This is a genomic window from Marinomonas lutimaris, assembly GCF_019426345.1.
Taxonomy (GTDB): Bacteria; Pseudomonadota; Gammaproteobacteria; order Pseudomonadales; family Marinomonadaceae; genus Marinomonas; species Marinomonas lutimaris.
This window is the reverse complement of the sequence record NZ_JAHLLW010000001.1, coordinates 539,396-562,741: the sequence shown is the minus strand read 5'-3', so window position 1 is coordinate 562,741 and position 23,346 is coordinate 539,396. Positions and strand designations below refer to the sequence as shown.

Annotated in this window: 22 protein-coding genes; 12 read left to right on the top strand and 10 right to left on the bottom strand. The window is 44.0% G+C overall.

The window, feature by feature from the left end:
• Window positions 1-17: 17 nt before the first annotated feature.
• Entirely contained in the window at window positions 18-479 is a 462-nt protein-coding gene (locus KPL72_RS02485; protein WP_219701710.1) for an Lrp/AsnC family transcriptional regulator, read from the bottom strand.
• Between the two features lie 158 nt (window positions 480-637).
• Here KPL72_RS02485 and KPL72_RS02480 point away from each other — a divergent pair, with 158 nt between their 5' ends.
• Both KPL72_RS02480 and KPL72_RS02475 read left to right on the top strand, forming a co-directional pair.
• Complete coding sequence (locus KPL72_RS02480) at window positions 638-1,555, top strand: DMT family transporter (RefSeq protein ID WP_219701709.1); 918 nt, start codon at window positions 638-640, stop codon at window positions 1,553-1,555.
• An 11-nt stretch (window positions 1,556-1,566) separates the two neighbouring features.
• Complete coding sequence (locus KPL72_RS02475) at window positions 1,567-1,845, top strand: putative quinol monooxygenase (RefSeq protein WP_219701707.1); 279 nt, start codon at window positions 1,567-1,569, stop codon at window positions 1,843-1,845.
• 3 nt (window positions 1,846-1,848) lie between these two features.
• Here the strand turns inward: KPL72_RS02475 and KPL72_RS02470 are convergent, their stop codons facing one another.
• The gene (locus tag KPL72_RS02470) at window positions 1,849-2,757 is read right to left on the bottom strand and encodes a LysR family transcriptional regulator (RefSeq protein ID WP_219701706.1); all 909 of its coding nucleotides are present in this window, start codon (window positions 2,755-2,757) and stop codon (window positions 1,849-1,851) included.
• Between the two features lie 67 nt (window positions 2,758-2,824).
• On the opposite strand from KPL72_RS02470, the gene KPL72_RS02465 reads away from it, so the two are divergent.
• On the top strand, window positions 2,825-3,436 hold the full coding sequence (locus KPL72_RS02465; protein ID WP_219701704.1) for a glutathione S-transferase family protein: 612 nt from the start codon (window positions 2,825-2,827) through the stop codon (window positions 3,434-3,436).
• A 47-nt stretch (window positions 3,437-3,483) separates the two neighbouring features.
• On the opposite strand, the gene KPL72_RS02460 is transcribed toward KPL72_RS02465, so the two are convergent.
• Entirely contained in the window at window positions 3,484-3,951 is a 468-nt protein-coding gene (locus KPL72_RS02460; protein ID WP_219701702.1) for an OsmC family protein, read from the bottom strand.
• Between the two features lie 257 nt (window positions 3,952-4,208).
• On the opposite strand from KPL72_RS02460, the gene KPL72_RS02455 reads away from it, so the two are divergent.
• Window positions 4,209-5,825 (top strand): methyl-accepting chemotaxis protein, encoded by a 1,617-nt coding sequence (locus tag KPL72_RS02455; RefSeq protein ID WP_219701700.1) that lies wholly within the window; start codon window positions 4,209-4,211, stop codon window positions 5,823-5,825.
• A 71-nt stretch (window positions 5,826-5,896) separates the two neighbouring features.
• Here the strand turns inward: KPL72_RS02455 and KPL72_RS02450 are convergent, their stop codons facing one another.
• Window positions 5,897-6,973 carry an MbnH family di-heme enzyme gene (locus KPL72_RS02450; protein WP_219701698.1) on the bottom strand — a complete coding sequence of 359 codons (1,077 nt, stop codon included), beginning with the start codon at window positions 6,971-6,973 and terminating at the stop codon, window positions 5,897-5,899.
• A 270-nt stretch (window positions 6,974-7,243) separates the two neighbouring features.
• Here KPL72_RS02450 and KPL72_RS02445 point away from each other — a divergent pair, with 270 nt between their 5' ends.
• The 4 genes from KPL72_RS02445 (at window position 7,244) to leuA (ending at window position 11,955) form a co-directional block, all read left to right on the top strand.
• Window positions 7,244-8,095 carry an ABC transporter ATP-binding protein gene (locus KPL72_RS02445; protein WP_212917391.1) on the top strand — a complete coding sequence of 284 codons (852 nt, stop codon included), beginning with the start codon at window positions 7,244-7,246 and terminating at the stop codon, window positions 8,093-8,095.
• 24 nt (window positions 8,096-8,119) lie between these two features.
• The gene (locus tag KPL72_RS02440; RefSeq protein ID WP_212917390.1) at window positions 8,120-9,103 is read left to right on the top strand and encodes an ABC transporter substrate-binding protein; all 984 of its coding nucleotides are present in this window, start codon (window positions 8,120-8,122) and stop codon (window positions 9,101-9,103) included.
• Window positions 9,100-10,158 (top strand): FecCD family ABC transporter permease, encoded by a 1,059-nt coding sequence (locus tag KPL72_RS02435; protein ID WP_219701697.1) that lies wholly within the window; start codon window positions 9,100-9,102, stop codon window positions 10,156-10,158. The genes KPL72_RS02440 and KPL72_RS02435 overlap by 4 nt, the downstream gene beginning before the upstream one ends.
• A 120-nt stretch (window positions 10,159-10,278) precedes the next feature.
• Window positions 10,279-11,955: a 2-isopropylmalate synthase gene (gene leuA, locus KPL72_RS02430; protein WP_219701696.1), complete on the top strand. Its 1,677-nt coding sequence runs from the start codon at window positions 10,279-10,281 to the stop codon at window positions 11,953-11,955.
• Window positions 11,956-11,978: 23 nt separating this feature from the next.
• Here leuA and KPL72_RS02425 read toward each other — a convergent pair whose 3' ends face one another.
• On the bottom strand, window positions 11,979-12,740 hold the full coding sequence (locus tag KPL72_RS02425; RefSeq protein WP_219701695.1) for an AraC family transcriptional regulator: 762 nt from the start codon (window positions 12,738-12,740) through the stop codon (window positions 11,979-11,981).
• A 165-nt stretch (window positions 12,741-12,905) separates the two neighbouring features.
• Between KPL72_RS02425 and KPL72_RS02420 the strand changes: the two genes are divergently transcribed.
• Window positions 12,906-14,024 (top strand): PA0069 family radical SAM protein, encoded by a 1,119-nt coding sequence (locus KPL72_RS02420; RefSeq protein ID WP_219701694.1) that lies wholly within the window; start codon window positions 12,906-12,908, stop codon window positions 14,022-14,024.
• 89 nt (window positions 14,025-14,113) lie between these two features.
• Here KPL72_RS02420 and KPL72_RS02415 read toward each other — a convergent pair whose 3' ends face one another.
• Window positions 14,114-15,430 carry a methyl-accepting chemotaxis protein gene (locus tag KPL72_RS02415; protein WP_219701693.1) on the bottom strand — a complete coding sequence of 439 codons (1,317 nt, stop codon included), beginning with the start codon at window positions 15,428-15,430 and terminating at the stop codon, window positions 14,114-14,116.
• Between the two features lie 184 nt (window positions 15,431-15,614).
• On the opposite strand from KPL72_RS02415, the gene KPL72_RS02410 reads away from it, so the two are divergent.
• Window positions 15,615-16,664 carry a peptidase M42 gene (locus KPL72_RS02410; RefSeq protein WP_100186137.1) on the top strand — a complete coding sequence of 350 codons (1,050 nt, stop codon included), beginning with the start codon at window positions 15,615-15,617 and terminating at the stop codon, window positions 16,662-16,664.
• A 100-nt stretch (window positions 16,665-16,764) separates the two neighbouring features.
• Here KPL72_RS02410 and KPL72_RS02405 read toward each other — a convergent pair whose 3' ends face one another.
• The 3 genes from KPL72_RS02405 to KPL72_RS02395 form a co-directional block, all read right to left on the bottom strand.
• Entirely contained in the window at window positions 16,765-17,847 is a 1,083-nt protein-coding gene (locus tag KPL72_RS02405; protein WP_219701692.1) for a methionine synthase, read from the bottom strand.
• A 57-nt stretch (window positions 17,848-17,904) separates the two neighbouring features.
• On the bottom strand, window positions 17,905-18,879 hold the full coding sequence (locus tag KPL72_RS02400) for a DUF1852 domain-containing protein (RefSeq protein ID WP_219701690.1): 975 nt from the start codon (window positions 18,877-18,879) through the stop codon (window positions 17,905-17,907).
• Between the two features lie 271 nt (window positions 18,880-19,150).
• Window positions 19,151-19,678, bottom strand: coding sequence for a DUF7482 domain-containing protein (locus KPL72_RS02395; protein ID WP_100636578.1), 528 nt, complete (start codon window positions 19,676-19,678; stop codon window positions 19,151-19,153).
• A gap of 113 nt (window positions 19,679-19,791) precedes the next feature.
• Here KPL72_RS02395 and KPL72_RS02390 point away from each other — a divergent pair, with 113 nt between their 5' ends.
• Window positions 19,792-20,679, top strand: coding sequence for a LysR family transcriptional regulator (locus KPL72_RS02390; protein WP_212917378.1), 888 nt, complete (start codon window positions 19,792-19,794; stop codon window positions 20,677-20,679).
• 99 nt (window positions 20,680-20,778) lie between these two features.
• Window positions 20,779-21,180: a RidA family protein gene (locus KPL72_RS02385; RefSeq protein WP_219701689.1), complete on the top strand. Its 402-nt coding sequence runs from the start codon at window positions 20,779-20,781 to the stop codon at window positions 21,178-21,180.
• 54 nt (window positions 21,181-21,234) lie between these two features.
• Here the strand turns inward: KPL72_RS02385 and KPL72_RS02380 are convergent, their stop codons facing one another.
• A complete protein-coding gene (locus KPL72_RS02380; RefSeq protein ID WP_346729488.1) occupies window positions 21,235-23,277 on the bottom strand; it encodes a sigma-54-dependent Fis family transcriptional regulator in 2,043 nt (680 codons plus the stop codon).
• Window positions 23,278-23,346 lie beyond the last annotated feature (69 nt).

Sequence of the window (23,346 nt, the reverse complement as noted above, 5' to 3'; positions counted from 1 at the left end):
ATTGAGGAAAACACACTTTAAACCAGCAACCGTCGAGTCACTGGAGTAGATTTAACAATCGCGGTATTGGTATCCGCCAGCTCAGAGACTCGGTCTAGAATCGGGTCTAGTTCACTGATGTCTTTTAAATACAGGCGAGCAACGTAGCAATCTTCCCCTGTGACTTTATCGCATTCGACAAATTCTGGGATCGAGCTGATCAGCGCTTCTAAGGCTTTTAATTTACCTGGTAGCTGACGCATACGAACAATCGCCATTAAGCTATAACCCAGTACGACGGGATTTACTTCCACTCGATAACCAGAAATCACGCCGCTTTCTTCTAATCGTTTGAGTCGTTCATTAACACTTGGTGCGGTCATTCCTACAGAACGTGCTAGCTCGGTAATTGGAGTTCTTGCATTCGCATAAAGCAGCTCGATGAGCTTGGTATCAATACCGTCTAAGGAATACTCTTCTTTTCTTAGGTTATTTCGCATTTTTACCTCCGATATAGATAGTATTTTATGGTATTTACCTATTTTTATATCTGCCAAAGTCAGGCTTTCGGATCTATTCTATTCACCATAGAACACTTCCTCGAAAAAAGGTACTCATCGGAGCGCTTAAAATCAGAGGACACCATTAGGAGTCAGCAATGAATCGTTCCAGCAACACAATCGGCAGCATCGAACTAATTCTAGCGATGATACTGTCTGGCACTATCGGCTATTTTGTTATCAACTCAGGTCAAGCGTTTTTAAATGTGGTGTTTTTCCGCTGCGTCATCGGCGCGGTTGTTCTAGGAGGCTATGCTTATTATGCCGGTCTTATTCGTCGCGAATATTTCCAGCGCAGCGTGTTGTTAATGATTATTTTGGGTGGCATCACCTTGGTAGGGAACTGGATATTTCTATTTGCTTCGTTCAACTATATTCCGTTTTCTATCGCCACCGTGGCCTATCACATGCAGCCGTTATTTTTAGTACTAACAGGCGCGTTAATTACCAAAGAGAAGCTGTCAGGCAGTTTGTTATTATGGCTAGCCTTGGCGTTCGTCGGTTTATTTTTGATCGTGGAATTAGACCTAAACGAGATAAGCGCACTCTTCTCTGGCGACACAAGCAGCGACGGTTCTTCTGCATTATTTGGCTTACTACTTGCCTTGGGCGCAGCGCTACTTTATACCGTGACCACGCTTGTCACCAAAAAAGTCAGCCAAGTGCCCTCCACGTTTGTGGCCTTGGTACAGGTGATCGTTGGTATCTTTATGCTCTTGCCCTTCGCGGATTTTGATAATTTACCAACGCAAATCAACCAATGGATCGATCTATTGATTCTCGGTGCCGTGCTAACCGGATTTATGTACATCATTATGTATGACAGCTTTCAAAAACTACCCACCAGCTTGATTGCTCTACTGTCGTTTATCTATCCGATCACCGCTTTGTTTGTCGACCATTTGGCTTTTGCGACCCACATCAGCCTAACGCAAATGTTGGGTGTGATATTGATATTACTGGCTGTTAGCGCGGTGAAATTTAATTGGTCACTTCCACTGACACAGAAACGATAGGACGAACGACCATGTCAAAAGTCACCCTAAGCGGCCACATTGAAGTACCAACAGAAGATCTAGACGCGGTATTGGCAGAGCTTCCCAACCACATCGCGCTGACTCATCAAGAAGCAGGTTGCATCACCTTCACTGTGACCCGAGATTCAGACAATCCACAAAGCTTTGATGTGTACGAAGAATTCACCGACAAAGCGGCGTTTGAAAGGCACCAAGCCAGAGTAAAAACCTCTCATTGGGGTGAAGTGACAAAAAAGGTTGAGCGGTTTTATACGGTTACAGAGTCTTAGCTCTTAGGCCGGTCTTTTGGTTTCTTTTACCACCCGCTCAATCACTTCTTCAATCCATGAAACGGTTAACCAATCTGGTGCGGAGGCGGAGCGGGAGAAGGCTATTTGTACCGCAGGCAAGGCAGGCAATAAATCGCTTTCGATGATGCCTAGTGAGTCATTCACGCTGATGCTGGCAATAGCGGAGATAGCTTTTTCGGCCATCAGAAGACGTTCAATCAGGGTAAGATTCGCGGTCACGCAATAGAGTTGATAATCCGTACCTTTTTTCTGCAAACCATCAACGGCACTGGAATGAAACTTACAGCTAGACTCATATAAGGCCAGTGATAAAGGATTCAGTGTCGTCCAATCAAAGCCTTTCTTCGCCACCCAAACGCCTTTGTCATGAAACAAGGTTAATCCCTCATCACTGTCTGGAGTACGCGTGACCAAGGCTAAATCCACTTCGCCTTTGTCCATCCACTCTCTTAGTTCAGCGGATGTACCTGTACGAATTCGAAAACGAATATTAGGCTGCATGGTTTCCATGACAGACATAATGACGACCAATAAATTCGCCACGTAATCATTAGGACAGCCTAAATTAAGCAAAACACCCTGTTGTGGGCCTTTGATGGATTGCAGGGCGCTTTCTTGCAGTTGCAAGATTCGCCTTGCGTAATGAACCAGCTGTTGGCCGTCTTCGGTGAGCACTTGATCTCGACCTTGCTTGCAAAACAGCTCGGTGCCGACTTGTTCTTCCAGTCGTTTCATTTGCATACTGATGGCCGAGGGAGTACGAAAAGTTTGCATAGCGGCGCGTTGAAAGCTGCCATGATCAACAATCGCCACAAGGGTTTTTAATAGTTCCGTATCCAATGCTATTTTCTCTTTTGGGGATTCATCAAAATGCGTTAAGCCAGCCGTCAATTTAATTCGCTTTTTTCCGTGAGCTGTTTGTCAGATGATCAAAGCATCAACTAAGAAGGAGACACTCATGATTCTGCACGATTTCTTGCCCTCAGGAAACGGTTATAAAATCCGTTTGTTATGCGCTTGTTTAGGTTTAAAAGTGACGTTGAAACAATATGACATCACCAAGGGTGAAACACACACCGAGTCTTTCTTGGCGATGAACCCAAATGGTAAAATTCCGGTATTGCAATTAGATGATGGACAATGCTTGAGCGAAAGTAATGCTGTGCTTCTCTATCTTGCAGAACAACACAAATCTGCCTTGTTACCGACTGATGCCATTCTTAGGGCCAAAGTCTATAAATGGTTATTTTGGGAGCAATACAGCCACGAACCCAACATCGCTTCGCCACGTTTTTGGCTCACTCATAACGCCATGACAGAGTTGAAAAAGCAAATGCTGCCCGATCGTATTGAACAAGGTCGCGCCGCGTTAAAACTCATGGATGAGGCATTAGCGAAACAGGCCTTTTTGGCGGGAAACACCATGACACTAGCGGATATTTGTCTCTTCCCCTATACCCATGTGGCCGAAGAAGGCGGTTCTTATCAGTTGTCTGAATATCCAAATATCCAACGCTGGATTAAAGACATCGAAGCTTTGGATTGGTTTATCCCCATTACTCAAGCTTGATAAGTAATTAAAAAGCGACTCAATCAATGAGTCGCTTCTGTTACTGATCAAACACAGAAAGCCTCGTCGACACGGACGTTGGTCAATACTGAGTTGGCAATAAAGCACGCCTCATGGGACTGATGATGGAGTGCTTTGATTTCCTCTGAGCTAGGCCTATCTCCTACAAATGTCACCGTTGGACGCAATATTACTTCGGTCATCATTTGTTTACCGTTCGCCCCCAGAGCTAAGGTGCCAATGGCGTTATCTATGTATTGATCGACAATTAACTTTTTGCGTGAAGCAAAGTCCAAGAAAAACAACATATGACAACTGGATAGCGAAGCGACAAAGGCTTCTTCCGGATCAACATTTTCCGCCACAGACATGGGTAAAGGGACAATATGAGGCGAAGACGAGGCTGGCACGACTACGCCGCCTTCGAACTGCCATTCATGGCCGCGGCTGTATTTTTTGTCTGAAAAAACCTGCGAACCACGCTTCCACTCAACCGTTGCAAAATACTCCGACATTTTTCATTTCCCCTTTTGGTTATTTTACTGGCTCAAATCACACAGCAATTATTTGCCACTACATTGTTCTTTGCAAAAAATTACAATTTGTTTAAGGAACAACCTTATCGCTGCTTGCACACTTCAAATGCAAGTGCCATTTTTAATAGAAGGCTATTGTTTGATTGGTGTAGTCTCATCGAAAAAGACAGCTGTATAGCAAGGAAAGTTAACCATTTTTTTGGTTTCAACAGCGTTTAAAATATAGGGATAAATTCATGAAGATGCTACAAACGATACGAGGCCGCTATACATTAATATTTGGCGGGTTGGCGTTGGTTTTTTTATTGGTCATTATCTCAACCGAAACATTAGTCAATTACTTGCAAAATAGTATGGGCAAATACGCTTCTGGCACCTCACTAATTCAGAATGCCGATAGAGATTTGTATCAATCACGTCTCGCGTTAGCAACATTAGTATTTGAGCACAACTCCAAAAATGCTAAAGAATTAGAGGAGTCGACCTTATTAAATGCCAAGCAGGCGTTGGATCGTATGCAGGAGTTTCGAGGGCTGACCGCCGATATAAATGAAATATCTGGTCTACTAGCAAAGTTCGATACCCTTTACAAAAGCTGGTCTTCACATAACGCCGATATCATCAGATTAGTAAAAGACAATCCTGACGCCGCGATGATCCTTTTTATTGGTGAAAACCAAACAGATTTCATTGAGTTACGCACGTTATACGATCATTCAGAAGAACTGATCAGTAAATATTCTGAACTTGAAAATCAAACCATCAACGAATTTACTGACGTGTTTAAACTTATCGTCGGCATATTCGCGATTTTCGTCTTATGCTTAAGTGTGATACTCGCGTGGTTTGCACCTAGGAACATCTCTAAAGCCATCAAACAAGTCACCTTTGGTGTTCGACAAATTAGCTCTGGCGATGGTGATTTAACTCGCCGTATCAATAGCGTCAAACCAGATGAAACAGGCGAATTGAGTCGAGAATTAGACAGCTTTGTCGCTCGTCTAGGCAGCTTGATTGGGCAGGTTCGTAACGGTTGTGAACATATTCGCCAAGAGATGTTTAACTTAGGTAAATCAGCCTCTGAATCTGCCGACCTTAGTGAACGCCAAAACCAGTCATTGGATTTTGTGGTCACCGCCGTTGAAGAAATGGGTGGAGCAACACGAGAAGTCGCGCAAAATGCTGCTGACACGGTGGCAGAAGTCGAAGCCTTAAATCGCTCTGCTGATGATGGCGTAACACAATTGGACGATGCAATATCTCAATTAGACAATCTTGCAGCACAAATCCAAAGTGCGGCTGGCGTCATCAATCAGCTATCTGAACGATCCGATAAAATTGCTTCCGTATTGGATGTCATCCTTGGTATTTCCGAGCAAACCAATTTACTCGCCTTAAACGCAGCAATAGAAGCCGCCAGAGCGGGCGAACAAGGTCGAGGCTTTGCGGTGGTTGCTGACGAAGTGCGTGAGTTGGCCAGCAAAACCCAAGCCTCTACCGAAGACATTCAGAAGATGATCAATGACTTACAGTCTGGGGTGAGCAATGCGGTAAGCTCGATTACTCAAAGCGTCGATATGGCAGGCACCAGCGTCTCTCTTTCGCGTAAAACCATGGAATCCATTGCAGTGGTGAAAACATCCGCTGGACGAATCTATGACTTTACCGCGCAAACCGCCAGCGCCACCGAAGAGCAAAGCAAAGTCACTGACGAGATAAACGAAAATCTATCGAATCTAGCCAGTATGTCGAAAGACGTCATGGAAATCTCCAAACGCATTAGCCATTCGGTCAATCAGACCTTAAGTAATTCCGATGAACTAGCTGGACAGGTAAAACGCTTTACTGTTTGATAACACTCGCCTTTATAAGCTAAACAACCCTCGAAACCACCACTTTTCGACGGTTGTTTAGCTATTTCACACTATCTAAAAGGAGTCGTGAAGTGCAAATTTTCAATAAAATTGGTGTCCGTTAAGCTATTTAAAAAAGCAATGAGCTGACGCTTTTCATCGATTGTTAACGCAAAAGGACGCACTTTATCATCAAGCAAAGGAGATACTTTACCCTGCTGTGCAGCGCGTCCACCAGCCGCATAATGCTCTATCACCGCTTCAAGTGTCGCGATAGAACCATCATGCATATAAGGCGCAGTTTGAGCGATATTGCGCAGAGTTGGTGTTCTAAATCGTCCTTTGTCTGCCTTTTTCCCTGTATGTTCATACAATCCTTGGTTGCCTTCTGGATAAGCACCTTTACCATCCAAGTTATAAAGCCCTGTGTTATGGAAAGCTGGCGCTTGCGTCGCATCGGAAAAATGCACACCAGCATGACAGCTAGAACAACCCAGTTTCGCGCTAAAAAATAACGCCTCACCCAACTTAGCATCCTCACTGATGGCACTGTCACTATGATTGTATTTGTAATCGTCATAGGGAGACTGATAACTGATTAAAGTACGCTCAAAAGAAGCCAGTGCTTTGGTAATCGAGTCAAAGCTAACGGGATAGTCTTGGTCAGGAAAGGCTTTATGAAATAAGTCTGGATAAATAGGGTCTCGCTGTAGAAACAAAATCACCTTGTCTTCTTGCCCTTTGGTATCCATTTCAATGGGATGAACCCCAAAAATAGGCACCTTTGCTTGGTCTTCTAAACGCACCTCGTTAGGATTCGCCCAAGTCAGTGTTTTCATATAAGCCACATTCACAATCGCCATAGCATTACGGCTATGGAACTGCCCTGTCACACCAACTGAAAGGGGCCGCTGCTCTGAAAATGAGTGCTCTGGCATGTGACAAGTAGAACAAGACATGTAGCCTGGACCAGACAAATTAGCGTCATAAAAAAGGCGTTGGCCTAACTCGACTTTCTCCCTATTCATTGGATTATCCGCAGGAACCGGTGGAGGCGTCATCCAACTAGGTAAATCCCATTGGTAATTTTCCGCGAGTACAAAACAGGGATACAATAAAAAGCACAATAGATAAACACGATATGTCATCTTTATCGTCTCCTTATTTAACCTCTTAATAAATAAAACGCCTTCCTATAAGTAATTAAAAAGTTTAGCCATGAAACACTTAAGAGCCAAGCCTTTAATAAAAATCTAGACAATATTCAATTCCCACATGTGAAGATGAAAATTCACCAGCCAACAGGTCTTGTTGAGCCAATCGTCCTTCCGTATAGTCAGGTTTTTTAAAGGGCAGATTGTGTCCATGTCTTATTTTGTTATATTATAACAATTAAATATTACGGACCTCTATTCGCCTTGATCAACCAAATCATTAATACTCCAATCAATAACAGCCAACAAGACGATGCTTCCTACTCGTTTTTTGCCGATTGTCAGCCTGCGGGCATGCAGCTGAAGGACGTAGCTTGGTCGCCCTATCGAGATCAGGCTCTGCTTAAGCCGATATCTGTCACCATTCATCCTGGTGAGTTTCTTGCGATTGTCGGACCAAACGGTTCAGGAAAAACCAGTCTATTACGCTGTCTTTATCGCACTAATAAACCAACCAACGGCACTGTCTTGCTCGATGGCAAAGATCTATGGTCGTTGTCTCCACGCCAATGCGCCCAACGCATCGCGACAGTATTACAAGACACCGGCGGTGAATTTGGCCTGAGCGTTTTTGAAATGGTAGAAATCGGCCTGACGCCAAAATCTCTTGTTTGGGGTCGCTCCGAAGAAGACACGCACATTATTGAAAGCACATTGGCATTACTTGATGTGGCGCATTTGGCCGAGCGATCTTTTGATTCTTTGTCCGGCGGCGAACGCCAACGGGTGATGATAGCCAGAGCGTTGGCGCAGCGCCCTGATGTACTTATTCTCGATGAGCCAACCAATCACCTCGACATTCGCCACCAGCTCGATGTTTTGGCTTTATTGTCAAAATTGCCTTGTACGCTAATCGTGTCTTTGCACGACTTGGCGCTTGCTTCAGCGTATGCCGACCGAGTGTTAGTCATGCAGGAAGGCGAAATGCAGGCCTGTGCACCACCTAGTCATGTGTTTACCAAACAGCGCATAAAACAAGTATTCGATGTGGACACCATCATTGATGAGCATCCAATCACACAAAGACCCAGATTTTCTTTTTTTATTAATGATTAACGGAATGATTAACAGGACAGCCTCATGACAGCGAACAGCAAGACAATGATCAAGCGTACTTCATTACTTATCAGCGGCGCATTATTTGGCATTTTACACACAGGTTTAGCCAACGCTTCTGGCTATCCTGTGACGGTACAAAGCTGCGACCGTCAGGTTACTTTTGAAAAAGCTCCCAGAGCCGCAGTATCAAACGATGTGAACTTAACCGAGATGATGTTGGCCCTTGGCCTTCAAGATCACATGGTGGGATTTACTGGTGTTTCAGGCTGGAAAACCCTTGATCCAACGCTGCGCAATGGTATCGGCGAGTTAAAAGAACTATCACCAAAGTATCCGAGCAAAGAAGTGCTTTTAGGTGCCGATGCGGACTTTTATTTTGCTGGCTGGAACTACGGCATGCGCGTTGGTGGTGGCGTTACGCCAGACACCTTGGCACCGCTTGGCATCAAGGTTTACGAACTAACCGAAAGCTGTATTCACATCATGGACAAACCGAAAGTCTCCATGGATGACCTTTATGTGGATTTACTGAACCTAGGCCGTATTTTTGGCAAAGAAGAGCAAGCCCAACGCTTGGTAAAAGGCTATCAAGAAGATCTCGCTAATTTCCAAGCTAATCTCACTCCTCTAAAAACAGCACCGAAAGTCTTCGTTTACGATTCAGGTGAAGAGCAACCCTTCACTTCTGGACGCTTCGGCATGCCAACAGCGTTGATTGAAGCTGCTGGCGGCAAAAACATCGTCGATGACGTGCAAAAAAGCTGGACTCAAATTGGCTGGGAAGCTGTTATTGATCGAGCGCCAGAGCTAATTGTCATCGTTAACTATGGCGACGTTACCGCAGAGCAAAAGATTAATTTTTTACGCAGTAATCCCGCTTTCGAAAATATTCCAGCGGTGAAAAACAACCATTTTGTCGTTTTAGAATACGTGGAAGCCACACCAGGCCCGCGTAATATTAATGCGATCAAACGCTTAGCCGAGGCTTTTAGAACCGCGTTATGAAGCCTGCCAACAAAAAGCTCACCATTATGGGACGCGTTCCCTTGCCTGCTTTGTTAATCATGCTAAGCATCTTACTGCTGTTATTAATGGGCGTGGCAATTGGCGTGGGTTCCGTATCCATTAGCCAGTCCACCGTGTGGAGCGTGATCGGTCATAAACTGTCGATCACCAACACCCTGCCTAACTGGTCGATGGGACGCGAAAACATTATCTGGGCGGTGCGTTTACCAAGAACGTTGCTCGCTGCCATGGTCGGGGCAGCCTTGGCAATTGTGGGCGCGGCGTTGCAATCCGTGACTCGTAACCCTTTGGCTGATCCACATTTACTCGGTGTGTCCTCTGGTGCGGCATTAGGGGCGATTATCGCCTTGCTCCACACTGGCATGATTCTAGGTGTGGTGACTGTGCCCGTGTTTGCCTTTGTTGGCGCTTTGTTAGCCATGTTTCTAGTCTTGGCGGTAGCGAACTTTTCCTCAGCGCACAGTGCAGGACGATTAATTCTCGCAGGCGTGGCAGTGGCGTTTGTGCTGACAGCCTTAGGGAATCTATTCATATTTATGGGCGATCATCGCTCATCTCATACGGTGATATTCTGGATGCTCGGCGGCTTGGGGCTTGCTCAGTGGGGACAACTTTGGTTCCCACTAGTGACACTATTACTAGGTTCCAGCTATCTGATTTACAACGCCCGTTATCTTAATGCCATGACTCTTGGTGATGAAAGCGCCAGTACCTTGGGCGTTCCTGTAGAACGGTTCCGCCTGATTGTGATTGTTGTCTGTGCGCTACTGACTGGCGCTGCCGTCGCCTTTTCTGGTGTGATCGGCTTTGTCGGACTTATGGTGCCACATATTGTGCGTTTGTTAGTGGGTGGCGATTACCGCAAAGTCTTGCCTTTATCGGCGCTGTTCGGCGCCCTATTTCTAGTAGCAGCAGACATAGCTTCCAGAATCATCATGCCACCGGAAGACATGCCAATCGGTATTCTTACAGGCCTAGTCGGCGGCATCGCCTTTGTCTTCCTGATGCGCCAAAAACGTAACGTCTCGTTGTAAGCTGCTTTTTGTAGATGGCGATGTCCATTTAGCGACGATAGTTGTCAATTACAGCTCAGACAGACAAAAAACTTCTCTTTAGCATAAGGATTCAACTTCTTATGCTAAAGAGAGAACATCATGCTAACCCAGCCTTCTATAAAATATCACCCTGCTCAAATTATCGATTTTCCTGCCCGCACTTGGCCTTCAAAGCAGTTGAAGACTCCCCCTCGTTGGTGCTCAACAGACTTACGCGACGGCAATCAAGCGCTTGCTAATCCGATGGATCATACGAAGAAAATGGCTTTCTTTAAGCATTTAATTGAGTGTGGCTTTAAAGAAATTGAAGTTGCCTTTCCTGCTGCGTCACAAACAGATTTTGATTTTGTTCGCTTGCTTATCGAAGACGACTACATCCCTGATGATGTGACGATTCAAGTGATGACGCAATCTCGTGTGGATTTAATTGAACGTACAATACAGTCTCTCGTTGGTGCAAAAAAAGCCATAGTGCATATTTACAACGCCACAGCGCCGGAATTTCGCGAAATTGTTTTTTGCCAAGACAAAACAGCAACCCTTGAATTAGCCGTGCAAGGCGTTAAACACATTCGCCAATTGTGCGAGCAAAATCCAGATACTCAGTGGACGCTTCAATATTCGCCAGAAACCTTTTGTTTTACCGAAGCAGACTTTGCCTTAGAAGTATGTGAAGCAGCAGCACAAACATGGCAGCCAAACCAAGAACGCCCGATGATTTTAAATTTACCAACGACAGTGGAAGTAAACACCCCCAATGTATTTGCCGATCAGATTGAGCATTTTATAACGTCTTTTTCTTCCTTAGAGAACATAACCATCAGCGTGCACCCTCACAACGACAGAGGAACAGGCGTTGCCACAGCAGAAATGGCGATACTCGCTGGCGCGCAGAGAGTCGAAGGCTGTTTATTTGGTAATGGAGAACGAACCGGAAATGTCGACCTCGTCACCTTGGCGATGAATCTTTATAGCCAAGGCGTTCATCCTAATTTGGATTTTTCAGACATACGCCGCACGGTAGAGTTGGTCGAAGAATGCAATGAACTTCCCGTTCATCCTCGGCATCCTTATGCTGGCTCATTGGCTTTTACGGCGTTTTCAGGTTCACACCAAGATGCGATCAAAAAAGGTTTTGCCGCACAAAAATTAACCTCATCGACTGTTTGGCAAATCCCTTATTTACCATTAGACCCGAAAGATATTGGCTGCACTTATGAAGAAGTCATTCGAGTAAATAGCCAGTCAGGAAAAAGTGGAGCCGCTTGGTTGTTACAGGAAAATCACGGACTGTTTTTACCGCGTAAATTACAAATAGACTTTAGCAAGAGAGTCAAAAATCACACCGATAAAACAGGACATGAGATGCCTCTAGCCGATGTTTGGCGTTTATTCCGAGAATCCTACAGGTTGAACCCAGATGACAAAGGCCAAATGACATTAATAGATTACCGCAGCCATAGCTCAAACGGATTACAGGAAATTCGCGCCACATTACGCTATCTGGAAAAAACATGGCAACTGACTGGCGAAGGCAAAGGATTATTGTCAGCCATGCTTGATGCGTTAAGAAAGCGTTTTAACTGGCAGATAAACATCAGTGACTTTCATGAACACACCTTAGGACAACAGACGAAAAGCAAAGCGGTGAGCTATGTTCAAATTGAGTCCGATCAGGTTACACCAAGTTTTGGCGTTGCCATTGATGAAGATTCGACCAAGGCATCGCTACAAGCCTTAATCAACGCTTGCCATCCTTTATACAAAGAAGCTTAGCGAGACGGTAACTTTCATTACGTCTATTGAGATTGCAGTAAATAGTCAGTCGGTGATACACCGACTCGACTTTTAAACATTGCACTAAAAGCACTAGGACTATCGTAACCAATCAGAATCGCGGTATCTAGGACGCTTTTTCCGCTGGCAAGATACTCCAGAGCCAAAAGTAAACGCTTCCGCCGCAGCCATTCTGCAAATGTTAGCGACATTTCTTGCTGGAACTTTCGAGTAACAGAGCGCTCGCTTATGCCCAAAATATGAGCACCATCGGCATTTGTCCAATCATGAGCAATACGCTGACTGACATGCTCACACAAAGAAACCAAAGAGTCGGAGGTTGGCAATGGCACATAGAAAGACACGCTCGATAAACGACGTAATTCGTCCAAAATCAATTCAATAATTCGCTCATCACGACCTCCTGAAACAATTTCGTTAGGAAGCTCTAACGCTTCAATAATAAGTGCCTTTAACAACATGGATACGTCAATGACAGAGCAATCATGGGGCAAATCGGCCCGAGCAAGAGGATCAATAAACAGCGTTCTAACTTTTACCAATCCTGTCATATGGAGGCTGTGTTCAATTCCTGCAGGAATCCACATTCCCCGATTTGGAGGAATCACCCAACTACCAAAACGAGTCTCCACACGTATCACACCGCTTAACGTGTGAATCAGCTGTGCGCAGTTATGAGCATGGTAAGGCTCAAATTTACCGTGTTCATAATCTTGTGCGTAAGCCACAACACTATTTGGTAAATGATTGTTTTGAAACAACACGCAGCTCTCCTAGAAATCCATCGATCATTCAATCGAGTGTACCTATCAATAAGCAGATCTCAACACACTACGCGAGCAAACTTAAAACTCCACAATAACAAGCTTGCTTTATTTAAATCTAACGACCAAAATACTGTATATCCATACAGTATTTTGAGTGTTTTTATGTCTACTTCTTTTATCAATAACAGCGATCAAAAAGGCGAAAAATCTCCTTTCAATCATCCTATAAAGGGGCGCGGCACGGCCAATAATATGGCGGGGCGCTTTGCTATTACGCTGGTTGAAGTAGATGAAAACGACGAAGCTATTGCTTTGCTGGAAACTTCGTCCCCCAAGACGGAAGTTCGTCATGAACGTGCCAAAAGCATCATCAGTCGTAATTCCTCCCCTGACATACCTTTTCGTATGTCGGTGAACCCTTATAAAGGCTGTGAACATGGCTGTGTATATTGTTTTGCTCGACCCACTCATGCCTATTTGGATTTATCACCAGGGTTGGATTTTGAAACCAAGCTAGTTGCTAAAACCAATGCGCCGTTTTTATTTGAAGAAGAACTGGCGCATCCTAATTACCGCTGTGAACCCATTGCATTAGGGATCAATACCGACGCTTATCAGCCGATTGAGAAACAGCTGAAGATCACTCGGCAATTATTGGCAATTGCCTTGGCGCATCATCAGCCAATCTCGCTGATAACCAAAAGCACTCTAATTCTTAGAGACCTAGATTTGCTCACACAAATGGCAGAGAAAAAGCTCATTCATGTGGCGATCAGTGTGACAACACTCAATAACGATTTAAAGCGTATTTTGGAACCCAGAACGGCATCAGGGAAGACGCGTTTACAAGTGATTAAAACCTTACGCGAAGCTGGGATTCCGGTTTCGGTTCTTGTCGCGCCGGTGATTCCTTTTATCAACGATAACGAGCTAGAAGAAATCGTCGCTGCTTGCGCGGAAGTTGGCGCGCAGTCCATTAATTACATCATGTTGCGTTTGCCTCACGAGGTTGCGCCTTTGTTTTCGGATTGGCTTCACCAGCATTACCCAGAACGTGCTGAGCATGTTTTGCAGCGTATTATGGATATGCGCGGTGGTAAGCTCTACAACAGCCAATTTGGCAAACGCATGACTGGCGAAGGCATCTTCGCGGATTTAATCAATCAACGATTTCACGTAGCGCGACGCAAATATGGATTGGATGACAACCGATTAAGCTATCTCGATTGTCGTCATTTTGCTGTTCCACCAAAAGAAGGTGATCAGATGGCGTTGTTTTAGTTATTTAAGCCATCGGCATGATGTAAAAAATCCCCCTAAGAGCAAACTCTTAGAAGGATTTTAATGTCGAGTCTTTGTTTCAAGAACAACTATAGTTTGTTGTTAAATTGACTCACCGCATCAACGACTTGTCTTGCGCCAATTTGAATGTCATTCATTACATGACCCGCTTCAGTCGAAAGATCTAACGCTTTATGGGCTTTTTCCATACTTTGTTCGATGAGAGATACGGCTTTTTCTGTCAGGTGTTTATTCTCACCTACAACCTTGATAATTTCTTCGGTGGCTGTACTCGTCCTAGACGCGAGTTGTCTAACTTCATCAGCCACCACTGCGAAACCTCGACCTTGTTCGCCAGCTCGCGCGGCTTCGATTGCGGCATTAAGTGCAAGCAAGTTTGTTTGATCGGCAATACCGCGGATACTTTCTACCAAAGCGGCTACTTTCAATGACTGAGTATTGAGCTCGATTATTCCTTGACTCGCATTGCCCATTTGCACTGAAAGTTCATCCATTGTCTGAATCGTCGACTCGATGACTTTTTTACCTGTAATAGCGTCCGCATCACTTTTTTTGGATATGTCATAGGCGATCTCAGAGGTTTCAGAAATAGCGAACTCTCGATTCATTTGCTCGGTAATGACCGTCGCGAATTTAACAACTTTATATAACTCGCCACTTTCATCGTGTATTGGGTTATAAGAAGCTTCCAACCACACCGCATTTCCATGGCTATCAAAACGCTTGAAACGTTCAGAAACAAATTTGCCCGATCTAAGTTGACGCCAAAAATCTTGATATTTTGAAGACTCAACTTCTTTCGAATCACAAAACATTTTGTGGTGTTTACCAATAATTTGGCTTTTTGAATAACCCATGCTTTTAAGGAAGTTGTCGTTAGCATTTAAGATGATGCCATCTAAACTAAATTCGATCACTGCAGACGAGCGGTTCAATGCCGCTAACATGTCTTCAACTTCTTTAGACTGAGAAATCGTTCGCGTAAGCTCAGCCGAGTAAACTTCCAACAGCACGCGCCCATCTTCAACTTGTTTTTTCGGTTGAATAATCGACCTATACCATGCTTCTTGACCTTTCTTGGTCTCTAGCTGTAAAGCGCCATGCCAGTGCTTCTTCCCACTAATAGCAGCCAACATTTTTTGACAATGATCTTTGTCTAAAGACTTGCCAAGAATGAAATCTTGAATATTTTTACCTGTTAATTCAGCTTTTTCGAAACCACAGGACTTTATGAAAAGCGAGTTTGCATCGACTATTTTTCCGTCTGATGTCATAGCGAAATACAGCATTTCCTGTCTAAGATCGGCTTGAGTCTCTTGAAAGGAAACAAGTTCTTTTTCCAATTCAGTAATTCGGGTCAATAATTTATTGTTACCAAATAGCATTTACTTCTTCCTTAAGTATCTCAATTCAATTTTTATTAAAGAGTAGCGGATGTTTTACACGAACACGACATTATTTTTGTTTTAAGAAAACGACTTAGCACTATTTACACAAAAACATTATGTAAATCAGCAGATTCAGTTTATAAACAAGCTTCGACTTACCCCTTTTTTGGAACCTATTTGCATGCCTAGTGATGACTTTATCGATCTGCTCAAACTGCTTATTCGCGCGCCCAGTGTGGTTGGCGCAGAGCATTCATTTTTCCGCGTGTTACAACGCGAACTGGAAGAGCGAGGGGCAAAAGTCACTTGGTACGAAGGTTTGTTGGTTGCCCAAGGCAGTGATCCGTTTAGCACCATGTTTTCGGCGCATATAGATCGTCACGGCTTGGTGTGTACGGGCCCGAATGAATTCCAATACGCAGCGTTTGTATCAGCAAACCGCACCGATTTATTAAACAACTCGGTTTCTGAAGAGTTGATGACCAAGGTCACAGAGCGTTTCAACCATGAAGAGATCTACGCCTACGAGCCTTGGTCTGGGGTGTATCGGGGCAAAGGCACAATAAAAAGCTCTTACGTTTGTGAATTCCGTAACAACTTAATTTTCGAAACCGAAGGCTTAGAAGGTGTGGTTGCCGGTACACCCATTGCGTTTAAAGACCAATTACACATCGTTGACAACCGCTTAGAAGGCCAACTCGATAACGTCATTTCTGCGGCGGCTTTGGTACATCTTTTTGATCATGGTTTTAAAGGTACGGCCTTTTTTACTGCCCAAGAAGAGGCCGGAAAAAGCTGGCGCTATCTGCTTGAATGGTTCCGTCGCTTTGGTGGCTCAACTAACCGCTTGTTTGTGGTTGATACCAGCCCTTTTCCAAATGTCGATGCCGCCAATGAACAGCTTCTGGTACTTAGGGAAAAAGACGCCAACGCCACGTTCAATAAAGACAGTACACAACTTCTTGAAGAACTGTGCGTAAAAAACAACATCAGTTATTTGTATAAAAACCGTTACGTGGAAAACGAAAACGCGAAACGTGCTGAGCAAGGGTTGCCGCCAAGCTCGCTAGGTAGTACTGAACTTGGTCGCATTATCGCCGCATCAAATGGCTTGGTAGATGGCACCACTATTCAAATCCCCACCATCGGCTATCACACCATGCACGAATCGGCAGCAGTGGAATCCGTGGATGCGTTTCTAGATATGCTAAAAGTGGTGTCGAACATTTAATTCACTTCGTACCATTTACTGATTGGTACTATTTGCAACACACAAAAATCCCGTTTCGATATATAAATTCGAAACGGGATTGTTTTACGCTTGAGGCCCATTAATTCGACGACAAAGCCAGCTCTTTTCGAATGATGTCTGCGCCAGCGTTCAATGCATGTAGCTTGCCTCTCGCCACCGCGCGAGGCAGCGGAGCCATACCGCAGTTAGTACAAGGGTAGAGCTTGTCTGCATCGACAAACTGCAATGCTTTGCGCAAAGTATTAGCCACTTCTTCTGGTGTCTCTATGGCATGATTTGCCACGTCGATTGCGCCGACCATGACTTTTTTGCCGCGAATAAGTTCGAGCAATTCCATTGGCACATGCGAGTTATGGCATTCTAGCGAAATGATATCGATATTGGATTTTTGCAGCTTAGGAAAGGCTTCTTCATATTGTCGCCATTCAGAGCCAAGCGTCTTTTTCCAATCCGTGTTGGCTTTAATGCCGTAGCCATAACAAATATGTACTGCGGTTTCGCATTTCAGGCCTTCAATGGCTCTTTCTAGACAAGCAATACCCCATTCATTGACCTCATCAAAAAAGACGTTAAATGCAGGCTCATCAAATTGAATGATATCCACACCAGCCGCTTCTAACTCTTTGGCTTCTTGGTTGAGAATCTTGGCAAATTCCCACGCGAGCTTTTCGCGACTTTTATAATGATCATCATAAAGCGTATCAATCATGGTCATTGGACCTGGCAACGCCCATTTAATCGGTTGCTTGGTTTGCTGACGTAAAAACTTAGCATCCTCAACAAACACTGGCTTGATGCGGCTAACAGGACCAACAACCGTAGGCACACTGGCATCATAGCGGTCACGAATTCTCACCGTCTGACGATTCTCAAAATCCACGCCGCTGAGGTGCTCAATAAAAGTGGTAACGAAATGCTGGCGCGTTTGTTCCCCATCACTAACAATATCGATACCCGCTTGCTGTTGCTCTTGTAGAGAAACACGCAGCGCATCCTGTTTTCCGTCAACTAATTGATCGCCTTGTAATTTCCATGGTGACCAAAGGGTTTCTGGCTCGGCAAGCCATGTGGGTTTAGGCAAGCTGCCTGCCGTTGATGTTGGTAGTAGCGTGTTATTAGTACCTGTTTTTTCAATAACTGCTTTTTCAATAACTGTTTTCATAATAAAGAATGTCGTCTATTAAATGTAATGTTGGAAAATAACCATGGATACTTGCTCCTATGCGAAATTAGCAGACCACTGCTCAAGCACCCTTTGGTATGGCTTTATAAAATGCTGCTCAGCAAATTTGCCTTGTTCACTCGCCAATTGACTGCGTTCTTCACGGTCATAAACAATTTGTGTTAGAGAATGATCCGAGTTTTTCAAGTTCGGCTGATAACTCTTTCCAGCAACCGCGTTGGCGTTGTAAATTTCTGGACGGTAGATTTTCTGGAAGGTTTCCATCGTACTGATGGTGCCAATCAGCTCAAGATTGCTGTAATCGTTAAGCAAGTCGCCTACAAAATAAAACGCTAATGGTGCAGCACTGTTGGCAGGCATAAAGTATCGAACCTGTAAGCCCATTTTCTGAAAATATTGCTCGGTCAAAGAGGTGCCATTTGGTTGATATTCAATTCCCAATACTGGGTGCTGATTTCCTGTTCGCTGATAGGTTTTATTTTCTGACACACTCAGACAGATCACTGGCGGCTTGGTAAATTTTTCTTTAAAGCTGCCTGACTTCACAAAGCTTTTAAAGAGCTTTCCATGCAGATCGCCAAAGTTATCAGGAATGCTAAATTCTTTTTGGCCTTTGTTATGGTTTGGCAGCACGACGCTGAAGTCGTAATCGCGGACATAAGACGAGAAATTGTTTCCTACAATACCTTCGATACGCTGCTCAGTGTGGTGATCAAGAATATTCGTTTTCAGAATTTCAATGGTTGGGAAGGTCTGGCCCTTCCCTTCGATATCCACATCAACCGAAACGATTTCAAGCTCAACAGAATAACGATCGCCCTTTGAATTATCCCAATGCGCCAAAGCATTAAAACGATTGTTAATCATCCTTAGCGCATCACGTAAATTTTCTTGTCGTCGCTCTCCTCTGGCCAAATTCGCGAAATTGGTTGTAATGCGAGTATTATCTGAAGGGCGGTAGCTTTCATCGAAGCAAATGCTCTTAATGGTAAAAGTAAAGCTGTTGTTCATGGTGATCTGGTATCCTATTTTCTGAAGTGAAATAAGGATCTATTCCTTGTTTTCACTTGCCAGTTTTCGATTGGCGGCGATCAGCCTAGTTACTAAGTGAGTACAGTTATACGCAATCACAATCATGAACAAAAATGAATTGAATTTTAATTTGTTGAATTTTATTCATAATGAAGAATAGATACGACTCTTGATTGAATAGTTTCACTCAAAAATAGGATGGGTAATAGGAGGTAAGAGCGCCCCAGGTAGAGCGCTATTTTATCGGACACTAATCAACAAGAGAGAATGGAATAACCGGACAATTGAGCACGATATCGGTTCGTTCGATGGTAACCAAACCCTGATCTTCCGCTGTTAGAATCGCTTCTTCAGACCTCAGCTCTGTTGCCTTGCTTGGGTCTTTCCATGCTACGACGTACATCAACCAAAGCGGTGAGTAATGAGTATCTTGGCTTTTATAGCCTAATGGCTCTGGAACGGAAGCAAATACGCTCCACGCTTGCTCTTGATTCGGAAAAGCATACACACGCTCTAGCACTGTTTTGACTTGCGGTGGTTTCGGATAATGAGGAACAGCGTCACGCAGCCGAGGCGCATAATTGGCATTTTTTGCTTTTGCTACAGCCTGATCAGACACATCTGTCGTTATATAAAGTACTTCTTTGCCTTCATGCCAACCGTGCAACAAAGGTAAACTGATTGTGCTCTGTGGCACCTGTTTATTTTTAACAGAATAACTACTACAAGATGCCAATAACAAAACACAGACAATTCCTAAAAGACATTGACGCAACATACCATTCACTCCTGAGTGTTTTAAACAGAAAGATCATTGAAAACCACCAATTAACGGCTATTAATACTATCTACTAACTTATTTAGGCCGCTAATAGCCAACGAGAGACGCGCATGATAGATAAACTTGAAATAAATCATCTTAGAACATTAGATGCGCTCTATCAGTTCAGCAATATTTCAGTCGCTGCTGAACATCTAAGCGTTTCTCAACAGGCTATCAGTCTTCAACTTAAAAAATTAAGAATAATTCTTGGTGATCAGCTCTTTGTTAGAACTGGCCACGGAATGATTCCAACGCCCTATGCCAAAGAGATCGAGTCGCACATTCAACAGATATTGATTCAGATAAATAGCATCCCTCCGGCAAAGATACTTTCTCCACAGGAAATAGAAAGGACTTTGGTTATCTGTGCAACAGACTACACACAAGAAGTGATAGTAACTGACCTAATTAGAGAACTTAGACAATACGCACCTAAAATCAAAGTGATCATTACCAATATAGAACACGCCAATCTAACCAAAAAAATCCATCTAGGCACAATAGATCTTGTTTTTACCACCAGCGCCTATGTTCCTGAAGGATTGATTTCCACTCCATTATTTACAGAGAAGTACTTATGTGTGACAGCGAATAAAGCCATTAAACGTACTCATGATCTATCACTAGAACAATTAACAAAACACGACTTCGTCATCGTTTCGCCAGGCATTGGCAGTTTTATAGGTTCTGCTGATACTTGGTTCGAACAACAAGGCTTTCCACGTCAAGTTACCGTATCCGCCCCATCCTTTCATATGGCTAAAGAAATCTTAAAACATTCAGATATGGTGGGATTCATTCCTTCTAGACTTCTACCGTACGAAGGACTATTTGAGCTTCCATTAGAAAAATACCCACCGGGTTATCAAGTCGTAGCAGCCCATCACCCAAATACCAAAAATGACCTATTAATTAGCTGGTTACTGGACAACATTCAGAAAAAGTTTACTAATTAAAGAGACCTTAACTTGTATCGGTAACAAGCTAGGCTTTATAGTCAAACGACCCACTCAACTCTACTCTAGCGTCACTTTAAACACTATGTAGAGGTCATTATGTCCATTAAACGCATTAACCCACCATCTTTGTATGACGGTACAGCTACTGGCATGTCACAAGCCACTGTCGATACTGATACAGGGTTGGTTTTTATTTCAGGCCAAGTCGATTGGGACACCGATTTTCAAACCAACAATCACGATATGAAAACGCAAACTGCCAATGCGGCAAAACACTTAATCACGGTTTTAGAAGCAGCAAATTCTTCAGTCGAGTCTATTTTGCAGTTACGTGTCTACGTTCGCGGTGAGGTTGCTGACCATATGGAAGACATCGTCCCTATTATCGCCAGCACATTAGGCACTTCACGCCCAGCATTAACGGGAATTGGTGTCGCCTCTTTAGCCTCTCCAGAGACGTTAATTGAAATTGAAGCGGTCGCAAAAATCGCTCGATAATATACCGATTCCTGTTTTAACCACAGAGGTTAAAACAGGAACGACATTATCAGCTTAGACATCATTTTCTTTAGGCTTCGAGTATTTATAAACTGTATTTCGACTAACACCAGCGGTTTTCGCGGTTTGCGAAACATTACCTTTGAATTCATTCAGTAATCGCGGAATCAACTGTTCTAGTGGCTCTTCCTGCTCTCTCTGTGAGCTTTCATCGGCTTGTGTCATGGCATCGAGATCATCAAAGAAATCATCAGGCAAATGCCATTCCTCCAATACTTCTTCATCCGCCATGGCCATACCAACTTTAAGTACATGAACCAGTTGGCGCATATTTCCCGGCCAAGGATGAGTCACTAGTAAGTCCAGCATAGGTTGCGACAAAGCAGGACCAGGCTCTTCTTTTCGTAAACGCTCATGGAGGTATTGAATCAATTTCGCTTTGTCAGTTCGTTCACGCAAAGCGGGTAACTCTATGTTCAAACCAGAAATCCGGTAGTACAAATCTTGGCGAAAACGTCCTTCTTTTACTTCGTCTTTTAGGATGCGATTGGTGGCGGATATCAGTTTAATATCCACCGGAAACGCCTCAGTAGAACCCAACGGTGTGACTACTCTTTCTTGTAAAACACGCAATAAACGCGACTGCACAGCCATCGGCATTTCACCGATCTCATCGAGAAATAATGTACCACGATGGGCACGACGAATCAGGCCAATAGAGCCGCGATTTTGTGCGCCAGTAAAAGCACCTTTTTCATAACCAAAAAGTTCAGACTCAACTAGTTCTGCAGGAATTGCGGCACAGTTTACTGCGACTAACATCTCTTTAGCTCGGGAGCTGTGATAGTGCAAACTGCGCACAAAAATCTCCTTGCCTGCTCCTGTTTCGCCATGGATCAAAATAGGAATGTCTTTTTCCATGATCTTATGAGCTTGACGTACTAAACGCTCTACTCGGTCGTCGCCATGTTGCAATTCAGCCAATGGAATGACGTTATCTGGAATCGTTTTAGATGGTGATATTTCCGGTTTCTTCACCTTTTCAACAGGCGGATTTTGTTCATTCATAACAAAGGCTTCTGGCTGTGGAGGAGCAACGTAATCAGCACGCTGACGAAAGTCAGGTATGCGCATAATCTGCTGTACGGGAGGAATCACTTTGACATAGAACTGATAACGTCCCATAGCGATCAATTTCATCGGCAAACTATAGGGATGATGCTTAATTTCACGCATTTCAATATCAAAGATTTGATTGATATTGAGTAAGGCTAAATCCTGTGCCAATACCACTTCTGCACGACGATTCGCCGACACAATAGTGCCGTTTTCATCGAGTACCAAGATACCTGACCAATGACTGTCCAAACTGACCACATTGGTATTAAAACTGAGAATGAAATGCTCTTGTTGAAAAGCGGAAAATATCAGTCGATTCTCCACACTCAAAGACATCAATTTGACCATACCAAAAGTATGATCCTGTGGAAGATACGCGTCTGAAGAAATGTCTAATACACCGACCAAATCGTTTTTGGTGTTATAGATAGGCGAAGCAGAACCCACCATAAAACGATTGGCACGCAAGAAATGCTCATCTCGGCCCACTTGAATAGCTTCACCGGTAATCAGCGCAGTACCAATGGCATTGGTACCGACGCCCATTTCTGTCCATTGGTTTCCACCCACTAAACCATGCTGTGCAGCACTACCAAAACGCGGTTGCCCCCAAGTATTCAACACATGGCCTTGGCGGTCCGCCAAAACAATCATGCAAGCCGAATTGCTGAGAATATTTTCGTAGTAAGGCAGCACTTCGTTTTCAGTGGTTTCCAGCAAGCTACGATGCTGATCTATCAAGTCACTCAAGGTACCTTTTGGCAAAGTCGCGAAATCTGGGCTACTGCTGTGATCCAAGCCAAATTGCTCGCAACGATACCAAGACGCTTGAATTCGCTCTTTGTGAGTCTGCGCCAGATTCGCTTCCGAAGCTGGATCTATTTCTGCTGTTGAGGTCGCGATTTTTTGTTGTTTTTGTTCTTCTTCGTCTTGCATTTCCAACTCCAACACATTGGGTAAAACACCTAAAGTGTGCATGAAATGTTCACTGTAATCAGGAGACTGTAAACACTTTGAACACTCGTGAACAGTCCTTTTTCGAAAGTG

What these genes read in the sequence shown, in the direction of transcription:
- KPL72_RS02420 (WP_219701694.1), top strand. Translation starts at nt 12,906, where the DNA reads ATGTCTACTTCTTTTATCAATAACAGCGATCAAAAAGGCGAAAAATCT.
- leuA (WP_219701696.1), top strand. Translation starts at nt 10,279, where the DNA reads ATGCTAACCCAGCCTTCTATAAAATATCACCCTGCTCAAATTATCGAT.
- KPL72_RS02390 (WP_212917378.1), top strand. Translation starts at nt 19,792, where the DNA reads ATGATAGATAAACTTGAAATAAATCATCTTAGAACATTAGATGCGCTC.
- KPL72_RS02405 (WP_219701692.1), bottom strand. Translation starts at nt 17,847, where the DNA reads ATGAAAACAGTTATTGAAAAAGCAGTTATTGAAAAAACAGGTACTAAT.
- KPL72_RS02450 (WP_219701698.1), bottom strand. Translation starts at nt 6,973, where the DNA reads ATGACATATCGTGTTTATCTATTGTGCTTTTTATTGTATCCCTGTTTT.
- KPL72_RS02385 (WP_219701689.1), top strand. Translation starts at nt 20,779, where the DNA reads ATGTCCATTAAACGCATTAACCCACCATCTTTGTATGACGGTACAGCT.
- KPL72_RS02440 (WP_212917390.1), top strand. Translation starts at nt 8,120, where the DNA reads ATGACAGCGAACAGCAAGACAATGATCAAGCGTACTTCATTACTTATC.
- KPL72_RS02435 (WP_219701697.1), top strand. Translation starts at nt 9,100, where the DNA reads ATGAAGCCTGCCAACAAAAAGCTCACCATTATGGGACGCGTTCCCTTG.
- KPL72_RS02410 (WP_100186137.1), top strand. Translation starts at nt 15,615, where the DNA reads ATGCCTAGTGATGACTTTATCGATCTGCTCAAACTGCTTATTCGCGCG.
- KPL72_RS02475 (WP_219701707.1), top strand. Translation starts at nt 1,567, where the DNA reads ATGTCAAAAGTCACCCTAAGCGGCCACATTGAAGTACCAACAGAAGAT.
- KPL72_RS02415 (WP_219701693.1), bottom strand. Translation starts at nt 15,430, where the DNA reads ATGCTATTTGGTAACAATAAATTATTGACCCGAATTACTGAATTGGAA.
- KPL72_RS02480 (WP_219701709.1), top strand. Translation starts at nt 638, where the DNA reads ATGAATCGTTCCAGCAACACAATCGGCAGCATCGAACTAATTCTAGCG.
- KPL72_RS02460 (WP_219701702.1), bottom strand. Translation starts at nt 3,951, where the DNA reads ATGTCGGAGTATTTTGCAACGGTTGAGTGGAAGCGTGGTTCGCAGGTT.
- KPL72_RS02485 (WP_219701710.1), bottom strand. Translation starts at nt 479, where the DNA reads ATGCGAAATAACCTAAGAAAAGAAGAGTATTCCTTAGACGGTATTGAT.
- KPL72_RS02395 (WP_100636578.1), bottom strand. Translation starts at nt 19,678, where the DNA reads ATGTTGCGTCAATGTCTTTTAGGAATTGTCTGTGTTTTGTTATTGGCA.
- KPL72_RS02380 (WP_346729488.1), bottom strand. Translation starts at nt 23,277, where the DNA reads ATGCACACTTTAGGTGTTTTACCCAATGTGTTGGAGTTGGAAATGCAA.
- KPL72_RS02400 (WP_219701690.1), bottom strand. Translation starts at nt 18,879, where the DNA reads ATGAACAACAGCTTTACTTTTACCATTAAGAGCATTTGCTTCGATGAA.
- KPL72_RS02455 (WP_219701700.1), top strand. Translation starts at nt 4,209, where the DNA reads ATGAAGATGCTACAAACGATACGAGGCCGCTATACATTAATATTTGGC.
- KPL72_RS02465 (WP_219701704.1), top strand. Translation starts at nt 2,825, where the DNA reads ATGATTCTGCACGATTTCTTGCCCTCAGGAAACGGTTATAAAATCCGT.